The following is a 21,568-nucleotide window of genomic DNA, read 5'->3' as shown; positions in this document are numbered from 1 at the left end:
AGCTTGCACAAAATATCGAACTGACATTACACCACACCCTCTGCTACTTGAGTGTTGGGGTGAGTAGCATGAACGGTATAGCATACAATATATTCTTTTTGATATAGAAGCAGGAAAACGAGGGAGAGAAAGAGAATACTTCGTCATTGTTACGTTTTTGGAAGCGGCAAAGGAGTGCTGACTATGACAATGCGGGTGAATGGAGAAGCGCCGTCTGCATACGCGGCGGCAAAGACGACGAACGCAAACGCGGCGCAGAAAAACGATGTGGCACAGACGGAGCGCGTGGAGGCGCCCGCCTACCGTGTCGAGATCAGTGCTCGCGGACGCGATGAGAGCGACGGCGAATACATCGCGCGTCTGATGAGCAGCACCAAGCGCTACGACGGCGAGATCAAGGCAGGCTCGATGGAGGAGTTCTACACATCGTGGCGTGCGAAGCAGAAGGAGTTGACGGAGCGCGCGGCGGAGAAGAACAGCGCTGTTCTCATATTGCCTGAGCCATATTCGGACGAGTTGTATTGGAAGGGCGATCAGATACTCGGCATCAACATCTACGCCGAGCACTGGACAGAGAAAAAGGGTGTAGAGAATCCTCTGTATGCGGAGGCGGACGAACGCTTTGAATCATATCGGAGTGTCATCGACAAAGTGCGTGCGGGCGGTGCATCCGCATTTCGGCAGTACAATCTGAAGTTTGCGGGGATGGCGGCGCTTGCAAACAACGCCTATGCAGATGAGGAACTTGGGAAGCGTATTGCACGTGGACATACGACGGTGGAGGAGTACACGCGGGCAAAATCGTACGCAAATGAGCTCCAAAACCGTGCGGGTGTCTTTGTTGCAGTCGATTTTAGTTCGCCGTCGACGAGGTTTGCCGCGCGGATTCGTTACGAGTATAATGGTTCGCTTGCGAACATCGGTGTCAAGGAACTGGATTTCATGGCGCGTCATAAGGAAGCGAGTGACGTGTGGGTCAAGGCAGCACAGGGCGCGTACAAGAACCATGCAGAGATCGTGTCGGCGCTCAAGAAGTCAGGTCGTGACGATACCGCCGTAGCCTATCAGGAGTTTCTTGGTGGATTGACCCGCAGACATTATTCTTTGGATGAAGCGATGCGTGCGAACTTCTCTTATGCACATGGCGAACTCTGGGAGGCGGCAACGAACGATGCGGACGGCTATGACCGCTTGCAACGTTCCATGCGCGGCAATGATAACGCTTCGATTCGCTATACGCAGGGAGAGATGAGCCGCGCACTTTCGGACGGCGTGGATGAAATCAAGTTCCTTCACCGTCTCAGCCGTCAGCGCGATCCTCTTCACCTCATCCAGACGGCGGATGGTCGTTGGGTAAAGGCGAATGAAGCACAGCAGAGCGACAAGAACGCACGCCGCCATGACAACCCGCTCGATCAGGAACTGGCGAACCTGCGTAAGCAGCTTGCCGAGGTGAAGAAGTCCGCGATGAGCGACGATCAGAAACAGCCGCTCATCACCTCCATCCAGAATCGCATCAATACCATCCTTGCACAGCGCCTCTCGGAACTGACGGCAGAGAGCAAGAAGAACAAATATGTGTGAGCGATGTGCTCCTTTGAACCGCATGGCAAAGTCATGCGGTTTTTGAGCGAAAAAATTCATACGATGAAAAATTTTTCTTGACACGGGTATTGCCAATGTAGTATTATACAATGACCTATTGAATAAGAATGGGGATTTGTGCGCCTTTTTTCGGGGAGGGTCAGCCTTCGCGGCTCGTGTTAGAAAGGACAAATGAGCAAGGTATTCGGATGGTTGCCTTGTTCTTTTTGTGTCTTTTTAATTACTGTGGCACACAAAGCTTCATTAAGATAATCCAGCGAAAGGGTGACAGCGTTCATGTTCAATCCTGTGTCGGTCGGCCGTCGCACCCGGTACAGCTACGCGCGCATTAAGGAAGTTATGGAGATGCCGCATCTCCTCGACATCCAGCGCACGAGCTATCAGTGGTTTCTTGAGGTGGGACTCGCGGAGATCTTCCGCGATATCTCGCCTATTCAGGATTTCTCGGGAAATCTCATCCTTTCCTTTGAATCGTTTGCGCTTGGCGAGCCGAAATACGATCTCGACGAGTGCAAGGAACGCGATGTGACCTATGCAGCGCCCCTGCGTGTGAATGTGCGTCTCGTGAACCGCGAGACGGGCGAGATCAAGGAGCAGGAGGTCTTCATGGGCGACTTCCCGCTCATGACGGACACGGGTACGTTCATCATCAACGGTGCGGAGCGCGTCATCGTCAGCCAGCTCGTCCGCTCGCCCGGCACTTACTACGGTGTCGAGATCGACACGACGGGCAAGGAGCTGTTCAACGCGACAATGATTCCGAACCGCGGTGCATGGATCGAGCTCGAGACGGATGCAAACGACATTGTGTCCGTCCGCATTGATCGCACGCGCAAGATGCCCGTGACCTATCTCATTCGCGCGCTCGGCTACGAGAGTGACGCGGAGATCTGCGGACTGTTCGGCGACGATGAGCGTATGCTTGCGACGATTGAGCGCGATACGGACGAGGTCAAGACGCGCGGCAAGGCGGTCATCGAGATCTATCGCCGTCTGCGTCCGGGCGAGCCCGCGAACGAGGACAATGCGCGGCAGCTCCTCGAGGTGCTGTTCTTCGACCCGCGTCGCTATGATCTGGCGACGGTCGGTCGCTATAAACTCACAAAGAAACTCGGATGGCGCCGCCGCCTGCTCGGCAAGGTGCTTGCAGCGCCTGTCATTGATAAGGAAACGGGCGAGATCGTTTTCCCGCAGGGCGAGCCGATCACGGCTGAGATGGTGGATGCCGTGAGCGCGGAGCGTGAAACGGCACTCTTCGGCGAGGGAGAACTCGTTTCTTTTGACGTGCAGAAAAAGGACGGCGGGATCTACCGCATGCTCTGTGCGCCGACGCGCGACTATCAGTTCCGCACGATCACGCGTGAGGATGTCATGGCGGCGATCAGCTATCTGCTCGGTCTCATGGACGGCTTCGGCAATACGGATGACATCGACCACCTCGGCAATCGCCGCGTGCGTGCGGTCGGGGAGCTGCTGCAGAACCAGTTCCGCATCGGTCTCTCGCGCATGGAGCGCGTTGTGCGTGAGCGCATGTCGATTCAGGAGACGGAGAGCATCACGCCGCAGGGGCTTATCAACATCCGCCCCGTTGTGGCGGCGGTGAAGGAGTTCTTTGGCTCCTCACAGCTCTCGCAGTTTATGGATCAACATAACCCCCTTTCAGAACTTACTCATAAGCGCCGCCTCTCGGCGCTCGGTCCCGGCGGTCTCTCGCGTGAGCGCGCGGGCTTTGAGGTGCGCGATGTGCACAACTCGCACTATGGGCGCATGTGCCCGGTCGAGTCGCCGGAAGGTCCGAACATCGGTCTCATCGGCTCTCTCGCGAACTATGCGCGCGTGAACCGGTTCGGCTTTATGGAGACGCCGTATCGCCGCGTGGACAAGGAACATCACCGCGTGACAGAGGATGTGCGCTATCTGACGGCGGATGAGGAGGACGAGCTCATCATCGCACAGGCGAATGAGCCGCTCGATGAGAACGAGTTCTTTGTCAACGAGCGTGTCACGGCGCGTTTCCACGAGGAGACGGGGCTGCATCATCGCGACCGCGTGGACTATATGGACGTGTCGCCGCGTCAGGTGTTCTCGATCGCGACGGCGATGATCCCGTTCCTCGAGAACGACGATGCGAACCGCGCGCTCATGGGTGCGAACATGCAGCGTCAGGCGGTTCCGCTCCTCAAGACGCAGGCGCCGCTTGTCGGCACGGGCATGGAGTACAAGGCTGCGTGTGACTCGGGCGTCATGGTGCTTGCACGCCACAGCGGCGAGGTCACGGAGGTTACGGCAGATGTGATCACCGTCCGTACGGATGAGGGCGCATTTGACAACTATAAAATGCAGAAATTTGTCCGCTCGAACCAGGCGACATGCATCAATCAGAAGCCGCTTGTGTTTGTTGGCGACCGCATCACGGAGGGGCAGCCCATCGCGGACGGTCCGTCGACGGACAACGGCGAGCTCGCGCTCGGCTACAACATCATCGTTGCCTATATGCCGTGGGAGGGCTACAACTACGAGGATGCGATTCTCCTCAGTGAGAATCTCGTGAAGCGCGACCTCTACACCTCGATCCACATCGAGGAATACGAGTGCGATGCACGCGATACGAAGCTCGGTCCCGAGGAGATTACACGCGACATCCCGAACGTTGCGGAGGACGCGCTCAAGGATCTCGATGAGGACGGCATTGTGTCCATCGGTGCGGATGTGCGCCCCGGCGATATCCTCGTCGGCAAGGTCACGCCGAAGGGCGAGACGGAGTTGACGGCGGAGGAGCGTCTTCTGCGTGCGATCTTCGGCGAGAAGGCGCGCGAGGTGCGCGACACTTCGCTTCGCGTGCCGCACGGCGAGGCGGGCAAAATCATCGATGTGAAGATCTTCACGCGTGAGAACAACGACGAGCTGCCGCCGGGCGTGAACCGCCTTGTGCGCGTCTACATCGCGCAGAAGCGCAAGATCTCGGTCGGCGACAAGATGTCCGGCCGCCACGGCAACAAGGGCGTCGTTTCGCGCATCATGCGTCAGGAGGACATGCCGTTCCTGCCGGACGGCACCCCCGTCGATATCGTGCTGAACCCGCTCGGCGTGCCGTCCCGCATGAACATCGGGCAGGTGCTCGAAACGCATCTCGGCATGGCGTGCCGCGTGCTCGGTCAGCGCATCAAGGCGGGTGATCCGACGGTGGAGGAAGACCTCCGTGCGGCGGGCTATGATTTTGATAAAAACGGGATGCCCGTTCCAGACGTGGCGGGCATCCACATCGCGACACCCGTCTTTGACGGCGCGAGCGACGATGACGTGTTTGGGACGATCCGCGCGGCGGGTCTGCCCGACGACGGCAAGACGGTGCTCTACGACGGACGTACGGGCGAGCCGTTTGAGAACCGCGTTACGGTCGGCTGCGTCTATATGCTGAAACTGCATCACCTTGTCGATGATAAAATCCACGCGCGTTCCACGGGACCGTACTCGCTCGTCACGCAGCAGCCTCTGGGCGGCAAGGCGCAGTTCGGCGGACAGCGTTTCGGTGAGATGGAGGTCTGGGCGCTTGAGGCATACGGCGCGGCTTACACACTGCAGGAGATCCTGACGGTGAAGTCCGACGACGTGGTCGGACGTGTCAAGGCGTACGAATCCATTGTCAAGGGCGACAATATCCCGGAACCCGGCGTCCCTGAGTCGTTCAAGGTGCTCATCAAGGAACTGCAGGCAATCGGTCTCGATATCAAGGTGCTCAACGAGGATGCGAAGGAAATCGCGATCCGCGATGAGGAGGACGAGGACATCGGGGAGAAGGCACGCTCGCTTGACCTCGATGTCGAGGGCGTCGATGAGACGGGGGCTCCGCCTCCGCCGCCCGAGGAGTCCTATGATGAAGAGGATGAGGGCGCAGAGGAGGTCTCGGATGAGGACATCATTGCGCATATTGGCGGCGACGAAGATTCGGCGGATGATGATATGGACGCCATTCTGCGTGACGGACTTGACGACATCGATGCGCCGAATGAGGATATTTAAGGAAGGGAGTGGCATCTGTTGCTGGATGTAAACAATTTTGACTCGATGCGGATCGGACTCGCTTCCCCCGATAAAATTCGTGAGTGGTCACACGGCGAGGTAAAGAAGCCGGAGACCATCAACTACCGCACGCTCAAACCCGAGCGCGACGGTCTCTTCTGCGAGCGGATCTTCGGACCGACGCGCGACTGGGAGTGCCACTGCGGCAAGTACAAGCGCATCCGTTACAAGGGCGTTGTCTGCGACCGCTGCGGCGTCGAGGTCACGCGCGCGAAGGTGCGCCGTGAGCGCATGGGGCATATCGAGCTCGCCGCTCCCGTTTCGCATATCTGGTATTTCAAGGGCATTCCGAGCCGCATGGGACTCATCCTCGATGTGTCCCCGCGTTCGCTCGAAAAAGTTCTCTATTTCGCCTACTACATCGTCATCGATGCGGGCGAAACCGATCTCAAGAAGAAGGAACTGCTCTCTGAGCGCGAGTATCACGATGCGCTTGAGAAGTATGGCAATACGTTCCGCGTCGGCATGGGCGCGGAGGCGATCAAGGAACTGCTTGAGGAGCTCGATCTCGAGCAGATGAGTGCGCAGCTCCGAAACGATGTGCGCACAACCTCCGGACAGAAGAAGGTGCGTGCCATCCGCCGCCTCGAGGTGGTGGAGGCGTTTCGCAAATCAGGAAATCGTCCCTCGTGGATGATTATGGACGTTGTGCCGGTCATCCCGCCCGATCTGCGCCCGATGGTGCAGCTCGACGGCGGGCGCTTTGCGACCTCCGACCTCAACGATCTCTATCGCCGCGTGATCAACCGCAACAATCGTCTGCGCCGTCTGCTCGACCTCGGTGCGCCCGACATCATCGTGCGCAACGAGAAGCGTATGCTGCAGGAGGCGGTGGACGCGCTCATCGACAACGGCCGCCGCGGGCGTCCCGTTACGGGTCCCGGCAACCGTGCGCTGAAGTCCCTCTCGGATATGCTCAAGGGCAAGCAGGGCCGTTTCCGTCAGAACCTCCTCGGCAAGCGCGTCGACTATTCGGGGCGTTCCGTTATCGTCGTCGGTCCCGAGCTGAAACTCCATCAGTGCGGTCTGCCGAAGGAGATGGCGCTTGAGCTCTTTAAGCCGTTTGTCATGAAGAAGCTGCAGACGGACGGCGCGGCGCACAACATCAAGTCGGCAAAGCGCATGGTCGAGCGCGCGCGTCCCGAGGTCTGGGACGTGCTTGAGGATGTCATCAAGGAGCATCCCGTGCTCCTCAACCGCGCACCGACGCTTCACCGCCTCGGCATTCAGGCATTCGAGCCTGTCCTTACCGAGGGGCGTGCGCTGAAGCTGCACCCCTTGGCGTGTACGGCGTACAACGCGGACTTTGACGGCGACCAGATGGCGATTCATCTGCCGCTGTCGGCGGAGGCGCAGACCGAGGCGCGTGTGCTCATGCTCGCCGCGAACCACATCCTTGCACCGAAGGACGGCAAGCCCATCATCGTCCCCTCGCAGGACATGGTGCTCGGCTCATACTACCTCACGAAGCTCAAACCCGGCGCCGTCGGCGAGGGCAAAGTCTTTACGGGGATCGCGGAGGCACTGCTCGCCTATCAGGAGAAGGTGCTCGATCTGCAGGCGGAGATTCGCGTGCAGATCGCGGGCTACGGACTTGTCCGCAGTTCGCTCGGACGCCTGATTTTCAGCGAGATTCTGCCGGAACAGCTGCGTCACTATCATCAGGACGCGGAGACGGGCGAGTGGAGCCTCGGCGTTCTCATGAACAAGAAGGAGCTCGGCAAGCTCGTTGCGAACTGCTACGATCACTTCGGCGCGACCAAGACCGCCGAGGTCATCGACAATGTAAAAAATCTCGGCTACCACTATGCCTGCATTGCGGGTATGACGGTCGCCGTCTCCGATGTCATTGTGCCGCCGAAGAAGAAAGAAATCATCGCCGACACGCAGGCACTTGTCAACAAGGTTGAGCGTCAGTTCGCGCGCGGTCTCATCACGGAGGACGAGCGTTACAAGAAGGTCGTTCAGCTCTGGACAAAGGCAACGGACGATGTCGCGGACGCGATGATGGACAACATGGATCCGTTCAACCCCATCTTCATGATGGCGGACTCGGGCGCGCGCGGCAACAAGCAGCAGATGCGCCAGCTCGCGGGCATGCGCGGACTCATGGCGGATCCGTCCGGCAAGATCATCGACCTGCCGATCACAGCGAACTTCCGTGAGGGTCTGACCGTTTCCGACTACTTCATCTCCTCGCACGGCGCGCGCAAAGGTCTTGCCGATACGGCTCTGCGTACGGCGGACTCGGGATACCTCACGCGTCGTCTCGTCGATGTGGCGCAGGATGTCATCGTGCGTGAGGAGGACTGCGATGTCTCCGCGATCAACCTCATGCAGGTGCGTGCACAGCTCGCAGAGTCCGCATTTGACGCGCTCGAACTTCTGGTTGACAGCCTGATGGGCAGACTTCTGGCGGCGGCGATCTACGACCCCGAGACGAAGGCCGTGCTCTATCCGCAGGATACCGTTCTTGACGATGAAGTTCTCGAAACCATCGGCGAGCACGATATCCGCGAGATCATGGTACGCGGTTCCTCCGTCAATGTGGAGGGCGCCGTCAGCAACGCGATGGTCACGGAGAGCATTACGCTCGGCGAGCCGGACGCGAAGAAGCGCAAGAAGGTGCGCATGGCGCTTGTCCGCGAACTCAGCGGGAAGGAAGTCGTGCGCGATGCTGTCCTTGAGGACGGTACGGTGCTCGCCTCCGAGGGCGATCTGCTCACGGATAAGGCGGTGGACGCCATTATTGATTCGGAGCTGCACGAGCTCCACATCCGCAACAACAATGTGCGCGGCATTGAGGTCGAGGCAATCACCGAGGGCACGGGTGTCATCGAGTCGCTTGCCGACCGCATCGTCGGTCGCGTGCTCGCCGAGGATATTGTGGACGAGGCAACGGGCGAGACGATCGCGCGCATCAACGATCCCGTGGACGAGGCTCTTGCGAAACGAATTGAGGGCGTGCGTAAGCGTGTCTCCATTCGCAGCGTCCTGACCTGCAAGTCGCAGTTCGGCGTCTGTATGAAGTGCTATGGGCGCGACCTTGCCAATCAGGCGGAGGTTGAGATCGGTGAGGCGGTCGGCATCATTGCCGCGCAGTCGATCGGCGAGCCGGGTACGCAGCTCACAATGCGTACGTTCCACTCGGGCGGTGTCGCGGGCGATGATATCACACAGGGTCTGCCGCGCGTCGAGGAACTTTTTGAGGCACGCAAGCCCAAGCACAACGCGATCATCGCGGAGAACGAGGGTGTCGTTGCCATCGACGATACAGGCAAGGGCATGCGCACGGTCACGATTACGCCCGAGGGCGGCGTGCCGCGTGAGTACTCCGTGCCGTTTGGTGCACGTATGGCGGTGCGTGACGGTGCAGTGCTGAAGATTGGCGACAAGATCACCGAGGGCTCCATCAATCCGCACGATATCCTGCGCGTCTGCGGTCTGCAGGCGACGCAGCGCTACCTCGTCTACGAGGTGCAGAAGGTCTACAAGTCACAGGGCGTTGAGATCAACGACAAGCACATCGAGGTCATGGTGCGGCAGATGCTGCACAAGGTCAAGATCGAGGAGTCCGGCACCACGGACTTCCTGCCGGGCGAGTACATCGAGATCAATGCGTTTGAGGCGGCGAATACAAAGGCGATCGAGGAGGATGGCGAGCCGGCAGTGGCAAAGCCGATCCTGCTCGGCATCACGAAGGCGTCGCTTGCGACGGACTCCTTCCTCTCGGCGGCATCCTTCCAGGAGACCACGCGCGTCCTTACCGACGCCGCGATCAAGGGGAAGATCGATCCGCTCGTCGGACTCAAGGAGAACGTCATCATTGGCAAGCTCATCCCTGCAGGCACGGGCATGACCCGCTACCGCAATCTCGAGATCGTCGACTTTGCGCCGCAGGTTGCGGAAGAGGCCGAGGAGGAAGAGATCGTCGAAGAGGTGCACGAAGAGGTTGACCTCTCGCGCCTTGAACAGCTGACGAACTGAGCACTTGCAATATGCGATTGAACGTGTTATACTATACCCAGAAATCTTGGTGAGGATTTCCAACCAACAAAAATCCCGGCAGGTCGCACTGCCGGGATTTTCTATGCCGTTCTTGCGCGGGTGGCTTGAGCCCGATGCTGGTTGCCTAACTCATCGCTCTGTCCAGCCATTTGCAAATGTAGTATGAAACTACATTTGCTGCGACAGAAATACAAAAAATGGTGAGTATCTCCAAGACCAACACCCCTTTCTGTTGCCAGTATGGGGTAAGCAACATACTCAGTATATCATAGAAACGTTTGTTTTGTCAGTAACATTTTAAAGTGAGAATTTGTTTACTCGTTCTTCATAAACAGGTTGACGAATCGCTTCTTTCGCGTTAGAATACGAACGTGAAAAAGGAGCGATTGCTATGACATCTCTGGATGATAAATTCTTTTCCGTCCACAATACGACACGCATGGCGCTTTGTATCGCGCTGATCTGCGTGAGCGCGTACATCGCAATTCCCGTGCCGTTTATGGCACCGCTCACGATGCAGACGTTTGTGATGTGCCTTGCGGCGCTCGTCCTGACACCGCACCAGACGGCGGTCGTCCTCATCGGTTACACAGTGCTCGGCGCGATTGGGCTGCCCGTGTTCGCGGGCGGCGTCGGCGGGCTTGGCATCATCTTCGGCCCGCGCGGCGGCTTCTTCATCGGCTTCCTCCTCGCCTATACGCTCATGAGTATGATGAAGGGCAAAGAGCCGTCCTTTGCGCGCTATGCGCTCGTCGGTACGCTCGTGAGCGTGCCCGTCACATACCTCATTGCGACGCTCTGGCTGACGATTCTCTTCGGGGATAAATTCGCGGGAATCGTCGCCGCATTTATGGCGCTCGTGCAGTACATCCCCGGTGACCTTATCAAGGCGGTCGCCGCTGCCGCACTCGGCGTCACGCTGAACCGACGGCTGCGGTATCTCTGAAGTCCATACAGACGAAAAAAACGGCTTCTGCACACGGGCGCAGAAGCCATTTTTGTATGTCGTGGATCAGCTCTTCGGCGTCATATCCTCCGCCGTGAGCGTGCCCGCCTTTGCGCGATCGGCAAACTCCGCCGTCGCGGTGAAGAGGACATCAGAGGAGCTGTTGAGTGCGGTTTCGCAGGAGTCCTGCAGCACGCCGATGATGAAGCCGACGCCGACGACCTGCATCGCGATGTCGTTGCTGATGCCGAACGAGGAGCAGGCGACCGGGATGAGGAGCAGCGAGCCGCCTGCAACGCCCGAGGCGCCGCACGCACCGACGGTGGCGATGAGACAGAGCAGGAGCGCCGTCGGCAGATCCACCTGAATGCCGAGTGTATGCGCCGCAGCGAGCGAGAGGATGGCGATCGTGATCGCCGCACCGCTCATGTTGATGGTCGCACCGAGTGGGATGGAGATGGAGTAGACCTCGGGGTTGAGTCCGAGGCGCTTGCAGAGTTGGAGGTTGACAGGAATGTTCGCCGCAGAGCTGCGTGTGAAGAATGCGTAGATGCCGCTTTCACGCAGTGTCGTTAAAACGAGCGGGTACGGGTTGCGATGGATCTGTGCCCAGACGATGAGCGGGTTCATGATGAGTGCAACGGAGAAGAATGCGCCGATCAGGACGGCGAGCAGCTGCAAATAGCCGATGAGGGCGTCCACACCGCTCGTACCGACTGCATCTGCCACGAGTCCCATGATGCCGAACGGGGCGAAGCGGATGACCCAGAGCACGATCTGCGTCATGACGACCGCGAAGTCGCGTACGGTGTTCTTCGTTGTCGGGCTTGCCTTCTGCAGGGCGATGCCCGCCAGGATGCTCCATGCGAGAATGCCAATGTAGTTGGCGTTTGCGATGGCGTGGAGCGGGTTGTCGACGACGTTCATGATGAGGTTGTGGACGACCTCGACAATGCCGCTCGGCGGCGCAATGGTCGCGTCTGCCACGACCAGATGAAGTGTCGAGGGGAAGGCGAATGAGAAGCCGACAGCGACGACGGATGCGAGGAAGGTCGCGACGATGTAGAGGCGAACGATGGGCTTCAGTGCCGCGCCTGAGCCGACGGTGCGCTGCGCCATGGCGTTCATGACGAGGACGAAGACGAGAATCGGCGCAACGCCTTTGAGGGCGCGGACGAAGACATCGCCGAGCACGGCGACGATGGGGATGATGGCGGGCACATAGAGTGCGATGCCGATACCGATGATGAGTCCGACCGCGATGAGCTTGATGAGTGCTGTCTCGCGGTACTTGCGGCTGATGTTGCTGAACAAGAAGATTCCTCCTTTAATCAGAAAAATATGCCCCATTGTACCATAATGGAGCATACTTGTCACGGGGTTGTCAGGGTATACAATACGGCGAGAGGGCGGGACAATGTTTCCCCTATACCCGCGCCTCTCCCAGCTCCTCCAAGAATCTCCCGACGGCATCCTGCCACGTCGGCAGGCGATGGAAGCCCGCCTCGTCGAGCGATTTTTTGCTGAGGCGGGAGTTCTTCGGGCGCACGGCTTTTGTCGGGTACATGTGGGAGGGGACGGAGGTGACGTTGACCTCCTTGCCCGCCTGCCGGAAGATCTCGGCAGCAAACTTCGCCCACGAGCAGAAGCCCTCGTTCGTCGCGTGGTAGATGCCGTACTTCTCGCTCTCGAGCATATCCGCGAGCAGCGGCGCGAGGTCGCGCGTATACGTGGGCGAGCCGATCTGGTCGGCGACGATGGAGAGGCTCTTGTGCGTTTTGGCGAGTTCGAGCATAGTTTTGACGAAATTCTTGCCATGTGCGCCGAACACCCATGAGATGCGCACAATGAAGTATTTCTCGAGATGCTGCTGCACCGCCTCCTCACCTGCGAGTTTTGACGCGCCGTAGACGTTGTGCGGCGATGTGAGTGCGTTCGTCTCGTACGGCGTCTCGCCTGTGCCGGGGAAGACGTAGTCCGTGCTGACGTAGAGGAGCTTTGCATCGCGTTCGCGTGCGAGGCGTGCGAGAATCTCCGTGCCCGCCGCGTTGATCTTGCGGCAGAGGGACGGTTCGTCCTCCGCCTTGTCGACGGCAGTGTATGCCGCCGCGTGGAGAATGGCATCCGGCTCGACCGCTTCGAGGACGGCACGCATGACGTTCTCGTCGGATAGGGGGAAGAGCTCCGAGGAGACACCGTGTACCTCGTGTCCGCGCGCCTTGCACTCTTCGACGCAGTCATGACCCAGCTGACCCGTCGCGCCGGTGATGAGGATCTTCATAGCAATCCACCTTTCTTTCTGTTTGTTATTTCATTGTACCATAAAAAGGTTGCCGCGCGAAATAATTTTACCTCGTGCAGCAACCTTTGTTTCATTCGTGTATGAGCGGGATGTTGAGCGTGATTGTCGTGCCCTCGTCCACCGCGCTCTTGAGCACAAGTTTGATGTCATGGCGCTCGGCAATCCAACGCGCGATCGAGAGACCCAGCCCCGAGCCGCCCGTTTCCTTTGTACGCGAGGAGTCAACGCGGTAGAAGCGGTCAAAGATGCGCGCTTGATGTTCCGGTGCAATCCCGATGCCGTCGTCCGTGAGGGTGACGGTGACCGAGCTGCCGTCGTTCGATCGAATGGAGTAGGCGTGGATGTGACCGCCGGGAGGCGTGTATTTTACGCTGTTTTCGAGGAAGATGCGCAGGAGCTGACGCAGCAGCACGGGATCAGCGCTTACGGTCGCGGGATCGTTCCTGCCGAGGGTGACCTCGTGTGAGGTCGTGACCGTATGCATCTTCTCTATCGTGTCGGCGAGGAGCTCTGCGAGATCGACCGCCTCCTTGTTGACTGCCTGTCGCTTCTGGTCGGCGCGTGCGAGGAAGAGCAGCTTTTCAATGAGCTGCTGCATATTCTCCGCCTCCGAGCGAATGGCGGTGATGCCCTCATCCAGAATGTTTTTGTCCTCGCGCCCCCAGCGCGAAAGCATATCGGAGTAGCCGAGGATGACGGTGAGAGGCGTACGCAGCTCGTGTGAGGCGTCGGATACAAAGCGTTGTTGCTGCGAGAAACCCTCCTGCAGACGATCGAGCATGCGGTTGAATGTGCGCGCCAGCTCGGAGAGCTCATCGCGGGCACGCGGTACGTCAAGACGCCTGCCGAGGCGCTCCACCTCGATGCTGCGTGCCGTCCACGTGAACTCGCGGATGGGTTTCAGGATACGCCGACTGATGAAGTGTCCCGCAAGAAGCGCGAGCACAAAGCCGATGGCGACGGTGTAGAAGATCAGGCGCTGCAGCGAGCTGAAAAAGTCCTTCTCGGTCATAATCGTGCGGAAGAAATGAACCTGATAGGGAATGCCGCCGTACTCGACGTAGCGCCGCGCGTGATAAACCGCCCCGCCTTGGAACTCGGAGACCTCCATATCGGGGTTTGCCCAGATCGGCGTTGTGACACGCCCCTGCTCAATGCGTTCAATGGAGGGGAAGTGGGTGTCTGTGTCGAGTACAATGCGTCCCGAACTATCCGTGATCCGCACAATAACGCCGGGGATCACGGGTCCTTCGAACCAGAACTTTGCCTCCGTGGCATTGCCGGTTTCGATATTGCTCATTACATGCTGGATGCTGCGATCGAGATCGACCTCTGCCTGCCGATAAAAATAGATGTACGCGCCAATCCCCAGAATCGCCGTCGACAAGATGAGTACGAAAAAGAGGATTGCCGCGTACAGCAGTGTGATCTTTGTGGAGATGCGGACGTAGAAATAACGATCGATCCAGCGTGCGAGATGCGTCCTAGTCGCGGACAACATATCCGACGCCCCGCACCGTGTAGATGTACTTCTTGTGGAAGCGGTCATCCAACTTGGCGCGCAGGTAGCGGATGTAGACGTCGACCACATTGGTCTCGCCCGTGTAGTCGAATCCCCATACCTCCTGCAGGATTTGGTCGCGTGTCAGCACCGTGCGCTTGTTGCGCAGGAGATACTCGAGGAGATCGTATTCGCGTTTCGTGAGGGCGACGGTCTCACCGTCCACCTGTACCTCGTAGCGTGAGAGGAACATGATGAGATTCTTCACCGTGAGGCGGTCGGAGGCATCCTCGGTGGAGATGTCACGGCGGCGCAGCGCGTTCCGAAGGCGCGCTAGGAGCTCGGGCACGGCAAACGGCTTCGTGATGTAGTCATCCGCCCCGATGTCCAGACCCTCCACGCGATCCTCGATCGCATCGCGTGCCGTCAGCATGATGATGGGGACGTTTGAGACCGTGCGCACGCGGCGGCAGATCTCGATGCCGTCCATGCCCGGCAGCATGACATCGAGCAGAATGATGTCGAAATTCTCCTGAATGATGCGCTCATAGGCGCGTGTGCCGTTGCCCTCGGTCTCTGCCTCAAAGCCCTCGTGCTCAAGCTCCATCTGCAAAAATCGTGCAATGCGCACTTCATCCTCTACAATGAGGACTCTCGTCTTTTCGTCCATCGTTATCCCCCTCATGATTCCTTGTTTCTGTCCCTACTATATATGAATGGCGTGGAAATGAAAAGCCAAAAATGAGAAATATAATCGAAATTTTAAGAGCGGAGGAGTTTTCATAAGGCTCGCTTGACAATGTGTCATCTGTGCCCCACAATGGGAGAAAAACAAACGGGAGGAATGACCGTGACCGGACGGCTCTATCTCTGTGCGACGCCCATCGGCAACCTCGGCGACATCACCTATCGCGCGGTTGAAACGCTGCGCACGGCAGACCTCATCGCTGCCGAGGACACGCGGCACACGCGCGGGCTGCTTTCGCACTACGACATCCACACGCCCATGACCAGCTATCACGAGCACAACAAAGAGGGAAAGGGCGCGGAACTGATCGCGCGCATGCAGGCGGGTGAGAACATCGTCTGCGTCAGCGACGCGGGGCTGCCGGGCATCGCCGACCCCGGCGGGGATCTTGCGCGGCGTGCCATCGCGGAGGGCATCCCCGTCACGCCGCTGCCGGGTGCAAACGCTGCGCTCTCCGCGCTCATCTGCGCGGGGTTGCCGCTCGATGGCTTTACCTTCGTCGGTTTTCTCCCGCGCAAGGAGAAGAAGCGGCGCGAACTGCTCGCGCGTGTTGCTGCCTACCCCGAGACACTCATCTTCTACGAGGCGCCGCATCGATTGAAGGAGACACTTGCCGCGCTCGTCGCGGCATTCGGTACGGAGCGGCGCGCGTGTGCCGCTCGCGAGCTGACGAAAAAGTTTGAAGAATTTCGACGTGCGTCGCTTGGGCAGTTGCTCGCGTATTATGGGGAAAACGAACCGCGCGGCGAGTTCGTCCTCATCGTTGCGGGCGCGGATGAGAGCGTTGCCAGTGTTGCGGATACGGCAGCGAAGATGACCCTCATGGAGCGCTACGAGGCGCATATCGCCAAAGGTTTGGACAAGAAGGAAGCCATGCGGCGCACCGCGCAGGAGCTTGGCATCGCGCGGCGGGATGTGTATCAGGCGCTGCTGGCGGAGGATGCGTGATGCTTGCACTTTGTTCGCCATCGATGTATAATCTTTCTAATCACGATTATACTAATCACGATTAGAAAGAGGGGGTTCTGTGTTTATTGGGCGTGCCCGCGAACTTGAATTTCTACAAGAGTGCTACGACTCCCCGCGCGCTGAACTTATCGTTCTTTATGGACGGCGGCGCATCGGTAAGACGGAGCTGCTGCAGCAGTTTGCGCGGGATAAGGCAGCCGTGTTCTACGCCTGTACGGAGTGTACCGATCAGGAGCAGCTTGCCCGCTTTTCAAAGCGCATCTTGCAGACAGGTCTTCCTGCGGCGCGATTTCTGACCGCATTTTCGGATTGGGAGACGGCACTCAGGAGCATACAGGAGGTTCCGTCCGAGGGGAAGAAGCTTCTCATCATCGACGAGTTCCCCTATATGTGCGCAAGCCATCCAGCGCTGCCGTCCATCCTGCAAAATCTTTGGGATCATGAGCTCTCGCGTGCGAACGTCATGCTCATTCTCTGCGGCAGTGCGATGAGCTTTATCGAGAATGAGTTGCTTGCCGAACGAAATCCGTTGTACGGACGAGCGACGGGCATCTACAAGCTGTTGCCGCTGCCCTTTGTAAGCGTACGGGAGTTTTTCCCGCAGTACAGTGTGGAGGATCAGGTCGCAGTCTATGCGATTCTTGGCGGTATACCCTACTATTTGATTCAGTTCCAATCCGAGAAATCCCTCGAAGAAAATATCTGCAAGAACATCCTGCAAAAGGGCTGCGTACTCTACAGCGAGGTGGAGTTTCTGCTTCGACAGGAGCTGCGCGAGACGAGTGTCTACAATGCCATCATTGAAGCGGTGGCACTCGGCAACAATACGCTCGCACTCATCCACAGCAAGACGCAGATCGAGAAAACGAAAATCAGCGTCTATCTGAAGAACCTCATGGAGATTGGCATCATCGAGCGCGAGTTTTCTGTGCTCTTCACCGTGAAGGAGCGTGCGGGCAGTGGGCGGGGGCTGTATCAGCTGACGGACGCGTACTTTCGCTTCTGGTACGCGTTCCTCTACGGCAGCCACTCGGAGCTTGAGGCGGGCGATGTGCGCGGTGTGTGGCAGCATCTCATTGCGCCGCAGCTGCATGCGTATGTCGCGCGTGCCTTTGAGAAGATCTGTGTGGAGCATCTGCGTGTGTGTAATCAGGCAGGGACGCTGCCATTTCACTTTGTCAAGATCGGTCGATGGTGGGAGAAGGTCACGCACACCGTAGATGGGAAAAGGCGTACCGTGTCGGAGGAGATCGACATTGTTGCTGCAGATCGCGCGGAGCGGAACTTCTTGCTCGCGGAATGTAAATTTCGCCATGCACCCGCCGATCTTGACGTACTTCGACAGTTGCAGGACAAATTTCCTCAAAAGAAATATCCCGGAAACTATCACTATGTGATCTTTTCCTTCTACGGCTTTACCGAGCGTTTGCGGGAGGCCGCGGCACGGGAGAATGTGCGGCTCGTGTCCGGAGAGGAGATATAGATTGAAAGCACGCAAATGCTGTGCTACTATATAAGGAAAAAATGATCGAAACGAGGCATGCATTATGAGTGAAAAAACTCCGTTTTACATCACCACACCCATCTACTACCCGAGTGCGAAGCTGCACATCGGACACGCTTACTGCACGACGGTTGCGGACACGATCGCGCGGTTCAAGCGGCTCGCGGGCTACGATGTGTTCTTTCTGACCGGCTCGGATGAGCATGGGCAGAAGATTCAGCAGGCGGCGGAGAAGGAGGGTGTGACGCCGCTCCAATACGTTGACCGCATCGTCGCGGGCTTTCAGGAGCTGTGGCGACTGCTCGGCATCTCCTACGACGACTTCATCCGCACGTCGGAGGAACGCCATCACGAACTTGTGCAGGCTATTTTTCAGCAGATCTACGATCAGGGCGACATCTACAAGGGCGAGTACAAGGGGCTCTACTGTACGCCGTGCGAGAGCTACTGGACGAAGCTGCAGCTCGACGAGAACGGCTGCTGCCCCGACTGCCACCGCCCTGTGCAGGAGGTCTCCGAGGAGGCGTACTTCTTCCGCATGAGCAAGTACGCGGATCGTCTGCTTGCGTACATCAATGAGCATCCGGACTTCATTCAGCCCGTCTCGCGCCGCAACGAGATGATCGCGTTCATCGAGCAGGGGCTTGAGGATCTCTGCGTCTCGCGCACCTCGTTCGACTGGGGCATCCCCGTGCCGTTCGACCCGAAGCACGTCGTCTACGTCTGGTTCGACGCACTTACGAACTACCTCACGCCGATCGGCTACATGGACGACAAGGCAAAATTCAATCACTACTGGCCGGCGGACGTGCATCTCGTCGGCAAGGAGATCGTGCGCTTCCACACGATCATCTGGGGCTGCATGCTGATGGCACTCGGGCTTGATCTGCCGAAAAAGGTGTACGGGCACGGCTGGCTGATTGTGGACGGGGCGAAGATGTCGAAGTCCGTCGGCAACGTGGTCGATCCGATTGCGCTCATCGAGGAGTTCGGCGCGGACGCCGTGCGCTACTTTCTCCTGCGCGAGATCACGCTCGGGCAGGATGGCAACATCTCGCGCGATGCGCTCATCGGGCGCATCAACTCCGACCTTGCGAACGACCTTGGCAATCTGCTTCACCGCACGCTCTCGATGGCAAAGAAGTATCGGGGGGGCGTTATCACGAAGGGTGCAGGACGTACGGACTTCGACGCGGTACTTGAGGACATGGCGGCAGCGACATTTGCGGACTACACGGAGCAGATGGAGCGCATGGAACTCTCCGCCGCAATCAAGACTGCGTGGGCGCTCATCTCGCGCACGAACAAGTACATTGACGAAACCGCGCCGTGGACACTCGCAAAGGATGAGGCGAAGGCGGCGGAGCTCGACTCCGTGCTCTATCATCTGGTCGAGTCGCTGCGCATTACGAGCGTCCTGATCTCCCCGTTCCTGCCCGTGACCGCGCGCCGCATCCACGAGCAGCTGGGATTTACGTCGGACTTTGACAGCGTGCGGCTCGCGGACGCTGCGTGGGGCGGCACGCCGGACGGGCACACGGTCGGCTCGGCGGAGCAGCTCTTCCCGCGCATTGAGATCGAAAAATGATGACATTCATTGATACGCACGCGCATCTGTATGACGAGCGCTACGATGATGACCGTGCAGACATGATCGCGCGCGCCGAGGCGGCGGGAGTCACACAGATCATCAGCATGGGCGACACGATGGCGGCATCCGCGCAGGTCATCGCCGATGCGGAGCAGTACCCCACACTCTATGCCGCCGTCGGCGTGCATCCCGAGAGTGCGTGCGTACTGACGGATGCAGAGCGGGCGCAGCTCCTCGCATGGGCAAAGCATCCGAAGGTGGTCGCCATCGGTGAGATCGGGCTTGACTACTACTGGGAGAAAGATCCAAAGGTGCGTGCCGTGCAGCGCGAGCTCTTCGTCGCGCAGCTCAGTGTTGCGCGTGCAGCAGGTCTTCCCGTCTGCATCCATGACCGCGAGGCGCACGGGGATACGCTCGCAATCCTAAAGGCGGAGGGGCGTGATCTCACGGGCGTACTCCACTGCTACTCGGGCAGCCTTGAGACAGCGCGCGAGCTGTGGAAGATGGGCTACTACATCGGCATCGACGGTCCTCTTACGTTCAAGAATGCGGCAAAACTCCCCGACATCGTGCGGGAGGCACCGCAGGAGAGGCTCCTCATCGAGACGGACAGCCCCTATCTCGCTCCCGTGCCAAAGCGCGGCAAGCGCAATGAGCCCGCCTACGTCGTGCATGTCGCGGCGAAGATTGCGGAGCTGCGCGGCGAATCGGTGGAGGAGGTTGCGGCGTACACGACGGAGAACGCGCGGCGACTGTATCCAAAGCTGGGGAAATAACTCCTAAATTACTGCGTGAAAATTGCAACACTTATATTGTTCTTTCGCAAATCGTCGCCCTGTGTATGGAGGAATCCTCCACGCACAGGGTTTTTGTGTGGGACGATAATCCCTTTCAAGTGGCGAGTAAAATATGAAAACACACGCTGAAATTATTCTGAATCCCATTTTTCATGAAAAATTCAGCGTAAAGTGGGAAAATGCTTTCAGCAAAGGAGGAATTCTATGCAGTGGAAGAAACTGGGACAGCTGATTCAGATCAAGAGAAACATGTTGTTTTGCGCCATCTTGGCGGGGATGATGCTCCTCTCCAGCGGATTCACGATGAACGGACTGCCGAAGAATATGCAGCGCGTGAGCGTGCATGTCGATGGCGAGACCATCACCGATATGACGGTGCAGACGAGACCCAACGATATTTTTGAGAAACTGGGCGTGAAACTCGGCGCGAAGGATACCTACGAGGTCTTCCACAACGAGGACGAGCGCCATACCGAGATTTCCGTACACCGTGCCGTTCCCGTCAGCATTTCGTTCTGGGATGACACGCAGCAGGTCATGACGAGCGGACGCACGGTCGGCGATGTCATCGCAGAGTACGGCTATAACCCGCATGAGGTCGATGTGACGCCGTCGATGGATACACCGATCACGGCAGGTCTTGCGATCGAGCTTACGGAGAACGAGCAGGCTGCCGAGCAGCGCCGCGCGCGTGAGCGTGAGGTGGATCGCGTCAGCCGTGGCATTCCGCGCTACCGTGCGGCATATACGATGCATGCGTCCGCCTACCTCCCGAGTGACGGGGGCGGCAGCGGCATGACGGCAACCGGGATTCCCGCAGGGCACGGCGTCGCGGCGGTCGATCCGGATGTCATTCCGCTCGGCACGCGCCTCTTCATCCCGGGCTACGGCGAGGAAATCGCCGCAGATACGGGCGGCGCGATTGTCGGCAACACAATTGATCTCTGTATGGAGAGTTACGATGAGGCGATCCGGTTCGGACGCCGCAACGTCGAGGTCTATGTCATCGACTGATGAAAATTATACACATGGAGAATCACTGTGCGATAATTCACGCAGTGATTCTTTTTTGCGCGAATCTTTATTGACAAGAAGCCGTTTCAGTGTTACTATTCTATCGTACCATAAAAACTAAATATTGATGATGGATCAAGTGCAGAGGTTCTGCGTGCAGAGCCTCAGATGCTTCATAGGGAATCCGGTATGGGAATCACTGATTTCATAAGCCGGAGCGGTCACGCCACTGTAACAGGGAGTGATTTCGCACGTCGATGAAAGTCGGCAGTCACTGGGGAGAGATCTCTGGGAAGATGCGAAAGAGCGATGAACTGGAGCCAGGAGACCTGCTTGATTAACAATCACCGATTGACCTGCGAGTGATGGGGATGGAGATTTTGCGGATTCGTTCGCCTCGAGAGAGAGTTTGGCACGGATAGACCAAACCATGTCGGGAACTGAGTAACGATACCGAAAAAGCCCGTTCTGCACACCGTGGAATGGGCTTTTTCTTTGTATAA

At 58.3% G+C, this 21,568-nt stretch carries 13 protein-coding genes and 1 riboswitch; of the genes, 9 read left to right on the top strand and 4 right to left on the bottom strand.

Annotated elements, in window-relative coordinates:
* The first annotated feature begins 183 nt into the window (after positions 1–183).
* From HMPREF9081_RS01005 to HMPREF9081_RS00990, 4 genes are all read left to right on the top strand, one after another.
* Positions 184–1,584 carry a hypothetical protein gene (locus tag HMPREF9081_RS01005; RefSeq protein WP_006305018.1) on the top strand — a complete coding sequence of 467 codons (1,401 nt, stop codon included), beginning with the start codon at positions 184–186 and terminating at the stop codon, positions 1,582–1,584.
* A gap of 297 nt (positions 1,585–1,881) precedes the next feature.
* A complete protein-coding gene (gene rpoB / locus HMPREF9081_RS01000) occupies positions 1,882–5,625 on the top strand; it encodes a DNA-directed RNA polymerase subunit beta (protein ID WP_006305017.1) in 3,744 nt (1,247 codons plus the stop codon).
* A gap of 45 nt (positions 5,626–5,670) precedes the next feature.
* A complete protein-coding gene (gene rpoC / locus HMPREF9081_RS00995) occupies positions 5,671–9,672 on the top strand; it encodes a DNA-directed RNA polymerase subunit beta' (protein ID WP_174262954.1) in 4,002 nt (1,333 codons plus the stop codon).
* A gap of 412 nt (positions 9,673–10,084) precedes the next feature.
* Positions 10,085–10,639: a biotin transporter BioY gene (locus tag HMPREF9081_RS00990; protein WP_006305015.1), complete on the top strand. Its 555-nt coding sequence runs from the start codon at positions 10,085–10,087 to the stop codon at positions 10,637–10,639.
* Between the two features lie 66 nt (positions 10,640–10,705).
* On the opposite strand, the gene sstT is transcribed toward HMPREF9081_RS00990, so the two are convergent.
* The 4 genes from sstT to HMPREF9081_RS00970 all read right to left on the bottom strand — a co-directional run bounded on the left by sstT (position 10,706) and on the right by HMPREF9081_RS00970 (position 15,112).
* Complete coding sequence (gene sstT / locus HMPREF9081_RS00985) at positions 10,706–11,953, bottom strand: serine/threonine transporter SstT (protein WP_040394173.1); 1,248 nt, start codon at positions 11,951–11,953, stop codon at positions 10,706–10,708.
* A gap of 112 nt (positions 11,954–12,065) precedes the next feature.
* Positions 12,066–12,920 (bottom strand): dTDP-4-dehydrorhamnose reductase, encoded by an 855-nt coding sequence (rfbD, locus tag HMPREF9081_RS00980; protein ID WP_006305013.1) that lies wholly within the window; start codon positions 12,918–12,920, stop codon positions 12,066–12,068.
* A 91-nt stretch (positions 12,921–13,011) separates the two neighbouring features.
* A complete protein-coding gene (locus HMPREF9081_RS00975; RefSeq protein ID WP_006305012.1) occupies positions 13,012–14,442 on the bottom strand; it encodes a sensor histidine kinase in 1,431 nt (476 codons plus the stop codon).
* Positions 14,426–15,112 (bottom strand): response regulator transcription factor, encoded by a 687-nt coding sequence (locus tag HMPREF9081_RS00970; RefSeq protein ID WP_040394172.1) that lies wholly within the window; start codon positions 15,110–15,112, stop codon positions 14,426–14,428. The genes HMPREF9081_RS00975 and HMPREF9081_RS00970 overlap by 17 nt, the downstream gene beginning before the upstream one ends.
* Positions 15,113–15,286: 174 nt before the next feature.
* Here HMPREF9081_RS00970 and rsmI point away from each other — a divergent pair, with 174 nt between their 5' ends.
* From rsmI to HMPREF9081_RS00945, 5 genes are all read left to right on the top strand, one after another.
* The gene (rsmI, locus tag HMPREF9081_RS00965; protein WP_040394170.1) at positions 15,287–16,138 is read left to right on the top strand and encodes a 16S rRNA (cytidine(1402)-2'-O)-methyltransferase; all 852 of its coding nucleotides are present in this window, start codon (positions 15,287–15,289) and stop codon (positions 16,136–16,138) included.
* Between the two features lie 79 nt (positions 16,139–16,217).
* Positions 16,218–17,642 carry an ATP-binding protein gene (locus HMPREF9081_RS00960; protein ID WP_006305009.1) on the top strand — a complete coding sequence of 475 codons (1,425 nt, stop codon included), beginning with the start codon at positions 16,218–16,220 and terminating at the stop codon, positions 17,640–17,642.
* Positions 17,643–17,706: 64 nt separating this feature from the next.
* Entirely contained in the window at positions 17,707–19,251 is a 1,545-nt protein-coding gene (gene metG / locus HMPREF9081_RS00955; RefSeq protein ID WP_006305008.1) for a methionine--tRNA ligase, read from the top strand.
* Complete coding sequence (locus tag HMPREF9081_RS00950) at positions 19,248–20,030, top strand: TatD family hydrolase (protein WP_006305007.1); 783 nt, start codon at positions 19,248–19,250, stop codon at positions 20,028–20,030. The genes metG and HMPREF9081_RS00950 overlap by 4 nt, the downstream gene beginning before the upstream one ends.
* A gap of 225 nt (positions 20,031–20,255) precedes the next feature.
* Positions 20,256–21,065, top strand: coding sequence for a 3D domain-containing protein (locus HMPREF9081_RS00945; RefSeq protein WP_006305005.1), 810 nt, complete (start codon positions 20,256–20,258; stop codon positions 21,063–21,065).
* A 120-nt stretch (positions 21,066–21,185) separates the two neighbouring features.
* Positions 21,186–21,416, top strand: a riboswitch (cobalamin riboswitch).
* Positions 21,417–21,568 lie beyond the last annotated feature (152 nt).

The organism is Centipeda periodontii DSM 2778, from assembly GCF_000213975.1.
Taxonomy (GTDB): Bacteria; Bacillota; Negativicutes; order Selenomonadales; family Selenomonadaceae; genus Centipeda; species Centipeda periodontii.
Note: the sequence above shows the minus strand (reverse complement) of the source record. Positions and strands in the feature narration are given on the sequence as shown.

Excerpts from the sequence above, each read along its gene's own strand:
- rpoB (WP_006305017.1), top strand. The coding sequence starts at position 1,882 with ATGTTCAATCCTGTGTCGGTCGGCCGTCGCACCCGGTACAGCTACGCG.
- rsmI (WP_040394170.1), top strand. The coding sequence starts at position 15,287 with ATGACCGTGACCGGACGGCTCTATCTCTGTGCGACGCCCATCGGCAAC.
- rpoC (WP_174262954.1), top strand. The coding sequence starts at position 5,671 with ATGCGGATCGGACTCGCTTCCCCCGATAAAATTCGTGAGTGGTCACAC.
- HMPREF9081_RS00975 (WP_006305012.1), bottom strand. The coding sequence starts at position 14,442 with ATGTTGTCCGCGACTAGGACGCATCTCGCACGCTGGATCGATCGTTAT.
- metG (WP_006305008.1), top strand. The coding sequence starts at position 17,707 with ATGAGTGAAAAAACTCCGTTTTACATCACCACACCCATCTACTACCCG.
- HMPREF9081_RS00950 (WP_006305007.1), top strand. The coding sequence starts at position 19,248 with ATGATGACATTCATTGATACGCACGCGCATCTGTATGACGAGCGCTAC.
- rfbD (WP_006305013.1), bottom strand. The coding sequence starts at position 12,920 with ATGAAGATCCTCATCACCGGCGCGACGGGTCAGCTGGGTCATGACTGC.
- HMPREF9081_RS00945 (WP_006305005.1), top strand. The coding sequence starts at position 20,256 with ATGCAGTGGAAGAAACTGGGACAGCTGATTCAGATCAAGAGAAACATG.
- HMPREF9081_RS00990 (WP_006305015.1), top strand. The coding sequence starts at position 10,085 with ATGACATCTCTGGATGATAAATTCTTTTCCGTCCACAATACGACACGC.
- HMPREF9081_RS01005 (WP_006305018.1), top strand. The coding sequence starts at position 184 with ATGACAATGCGGGTGAATGGAGAAGCGCCGTCTGCATACGCGGCGGCA.
- HMPREF9081_RS00970 (WP_040394172.1), bottom strand. The coding sequence starts at position 15,112 with ATGGACGAAAAGACGAGAGTCCTCATTGTAGAGGATGAAGTGCGCATT.